At 66.9% G+C, this 2,988-nt stretch carries 4 protein-coding genes and 1 pseudogene; 2 read left to right on the plus strand and 3 right to left on the minus strand.

Annotation, left to right across the window (positions count from 1 at the left end):
* Positions 1 to 134: pseudogene (locus tag Q0379_RS15770) on the minus strand (HD family hydrolase); the annotation flags it as partial.
* A 66-nt stretch (positions 135 to 200) separates the two neighbouring features.
* Between Q0379_RS15770 and Q0379_RS15775 the strand changes: the two are divergent.
* Both Q0379_RS15775 and Q0379_RS15780 read left to right on the plus strand, forming a co-directional pair.
* Complete coding sequence (locus tag Q0379_RS15775) at positions 201 to 1,013, plus strand: universal stress protein (protein ID WP_299010819.1); 813 nt, start codon at positions 201 to 203, stop codon at positions 1,011 to 1,013.
* 38 nt (positions 1,014 to 1,051) lie between these two features.
* Positions 1,052 to 1,426, plus strand: a complete 375-nt coding sequence (locus Q0379_RS15780; RefSeq protein WP_299010822.1) for a hypothetical protein — start codon at positions 1,052 to 1,054, stop codon at positions 1,424 to 1,426.
* A gap of 7 nt (positions 1,427 to 1,433) precedes the next feature.
* Here the strand turns inward: Q0379_RS15780 and Q0379_RS15785 are convergent, their stop codons facing one another.
* Together Q0379_RS15785 and Q0379_RS15790 are read right to left on the minus strand one after the other, a co-directional pair.
* The gene (locus tag Q0379_RS15785) at positions 1,434 to 2,243 is read right to left on the minus strand and encodes a hypothetical protein (RefSeq protein ID WP_299010825.1); all 810 of its coding nucleotides are present in this window, start codon (positions 2,241 to 2,243) and stop codon (positions 1,434 to 1,436) included.
* Between the two features lie 103 nt (positions 2,244 to 2,346).
* The coding region (locus Q0379_RS15790) for a MoxR family ATPase (protein ID WP_299010827.1) at positions 2,347 to 2,988 on the minus strand (642 nt) is incomplete at its 5' end.

Below are 2,988 nucleotides of genomic sequence, written 5' to 3' on the forward strand. Positions count from 1 at the left end.
TCCATCGGCGACGGATCGAGCAGGTCGAGCCGACGTCCGGAGAGCATTCTCTGCCACGCTCGGGGCGCTTTGCCCTTGTGCAGCCCTTTGGCCACGTGATCGTTCCTCACGGTGAAGGTGGTTGACTGACCTATCGGTTGAGAAAGATCAATGAGACTGTCGCGGTCATCTGTGGAAATGCCCCTAAAGGGAGTTCGATCATGAGCTGGGCGAGAATTATGGTTCCTCTCGCGGGAACCGCGCACGATCAGGCGGTTGTGCAGTTGGCCGCCAAGCTGGCGGGCGCTTTCCAGGCCGAGCTGGCCTGCGTCCACGCGCCGGCCGACATGGCCGATCTTATGCCGTGGATGGGCGAGGGCTTCATGGGCGGCGTGCAGGTCACGGCGCTGGAAAGCCTGAAGGAGGCCGCCCAGGAAGGCGCCAAGGCCTGCACCAAGGTCGCCGCCGACGTGGCCTATCCCCATACGAAGGTCATCAGTCTGGAATCGCCCGTCTGGGCGGGTCTAGCCATGGAAGGCCGCCTGTCTGACGTCATCGTCTTCGACGACGCCGCCGCGCGGGGGCGTGGCCCCTTGGCCGAGGCCTTCCAGCAGTTGGTCGCCGACGAGCAGCGACCGACCTTGGTGGCCCGTACGGGCTTCAAGCCGGACGGCGTCGCCGTGGTCGCCTGGGACGGCGGCAAGGAAGCCAGCCGCGCCGTGCGGACAGCCCTGCCGCTGCTTCAGAAGGCTTCGTCGGTTGTCGTGGTCGGCGCCCCGTCGGCCTCGTCGCGCGCCTTCGAGCTGGAGCGCCTGGTCGAATTCCTCGGCGCGAGAGGCGTCAAGGCGACGGCCAAGGTGCTGGAGGGTTCCGGCGACGCTGGCGCGCTGCTGCTGAACGCGGCGCGCGACGCCGGCGCGAACCTGCTGGTCGCCGGCGCGTTTGGTCATCCCCGGCTGCAGGAGTTCATCTTCGGCGGGACCACCCGGACGCTGCTGAACAGCGATGGGCCGTCGCTGTTCCTGTCGCACTGATCTCGTCCAACCATAAGAAAAGAAAGGGAGACGACCGCATGTCTCTTTCGCGCATCGTTCTGCGCCTGGCGCGCAATCCTGGCACCGAGTTCGCCGGCGGCGACGACCATCGCGGCTATGCCCTGACCGCCCCGCTGACCGCGGACGGCCACATCGACGAGGACGCCTTCTCGAAGGTCAAGGGCGAGTGCAGCGTGCGCCGCTTCGCGCCGGACGAAGACGCGGTGGACGGTCGCCTGAACCGTCGCGGCGCGCGCTGGTTCTTCGACTATGACAACACCGACGACTCCGACGACGAGCCGCTGCATCGCCTGGGCGAGCACCGCTTCGCGCTCGGGGAATACGTCACCGTCACCGACGAGGACGGCCGTCCGCTGACCTACAAGGTGATGGAGGTCGAGCCCGTTCAGTAGGACGCGGTCAGCCGCCGACGTTGTGGCGGACCAGGGCCTTCATGTCCTTGAACAGGTCGTGGTCGTCGGTGTCGCGGGTCTTGGCCTTGACGACGGCGACGGCCAGCGGCCCGCCCTTGGGGCCCCGCGCCTCGTAGCCTGCCAGGCGAAAGCCCTTCGGGGCCTTGTCGTTGGCGATGATCAGGGTCGAGCGGACGTCCCCTCGGCCGCCCTTCTTGGCGCGGATCTCGGCGCCGTTCTCGTTGGCGCGAATCGCGACGTCACCCTCGCCATGCTCGTCATCGGCGGTGATGTTGACGGTTCCCTGGCCGTCGTCGCCCTTGGTGCTGACGTTCTTGTTGACCTTCACCTCGGCCGCGCCGCCGTCGCTATTGATGGTCAGGTGGCCGATCCGGATGTCGGCGGCGTCATCATGCGCGTCGATCGTGACGCCCGGCAGGTGGATGCTGGCGTGGTTCTTGCCGCCCTTCGTATCGTGGGGCGGCTTCGGCGCGGGCGGCGGCGGGGGCATGACCCCCTTCAGCTCGGCCTCGATCGGCGACAGCGCGGCCTCTGCGTCGCCGCCGTTCAGGCGCACCAGACGCAGGTCGACCGAGGCCGTGGGCGACTCGTAGGCGCAGGACTGACCGTCGGCCGCAACCGACACGCGGCGCAGCGCGCCCTGCTTTTCCGGGCAGTCCAGGCGATCGATGACGCGCAACGGCTCGCGCAGGCTCAGGCGGTGCTCGCGGGTTTCCTCGGCGCGATGGCAGGCCGACAAGGCCGTGGCCCCGGCGCCGATCAGCAGCGCGGCCGCAAGCCATTTGGTATGACGCATAGGTACCCCCAGGACGCTTGCCTCGTTGGGCGGAAGGTGGTCGCCCCTCCGCCGCGCGTCCAGTGAAATCCGAGTAACGCCGGTCTAGGCTCGGAGACGGAGCTTACTGCCCCGGCCGTGCGCCCGAACCCTCGCGACGCGCCAGGAAGGCCAGGCGCTCGAACAGGTGAACATCCTGTTCGTTCTTCAGCAGCGCGCCGTGCAGGGGCGGGATCAGCTTGGTCGGGTCCTTCTCGCGCAGCACCTGCTCGTCGATGTCCTCGACCAGCAGCAGCTTCAGCCAGTCGAGCAGCTCCGAGGTCGAGGGCTTCTTCTTCAGGCCCGGCACCTTGCGCATGTCATAGAAGATGCGCAGCGCCTCGGAGACCAGCTTCTGCTTGATGCCGGGGAAGTGGACGTCGACGATGGCCTGCATCGTCTCTTCCTCGGGGAAGCGGATGTAGTGGAAGAAGCAACGGCGCAGGAAGGCGTCCGGCAGCTCCTTTTCGTTGTTCGAGGTGATGATCATCACCGGCCGGACCTTGGCCTTGATGGTCTCGCCGGTCTCGTAGACGAAGAACTCCATGCGATCGAGCTCCTGCAGGAGGTCGTTCGGGAACTCGATGTCGGCCTTGTCGATCTCGTCGATCAGCAGAACCGGGCGAACCTCGCTTTCGAAGGCCTCCCAGAGCTTGCCCTTCTTGATGTAGTTCTTGACGTCCTTGACCCGTTCATCGCCCAGCTGGCTGTCGCGCAGGCGGGTGAC

It is taken from the genome of uncultured Caulobacter sp. (assembly GCF_937900395.1).
Taxonomy (GTDB): domain Bacteria; phylum Pseudomonadota; class Alphaproteobacteria; order Caulobacterales; family Caulobacteraceae; genus Caulobacter.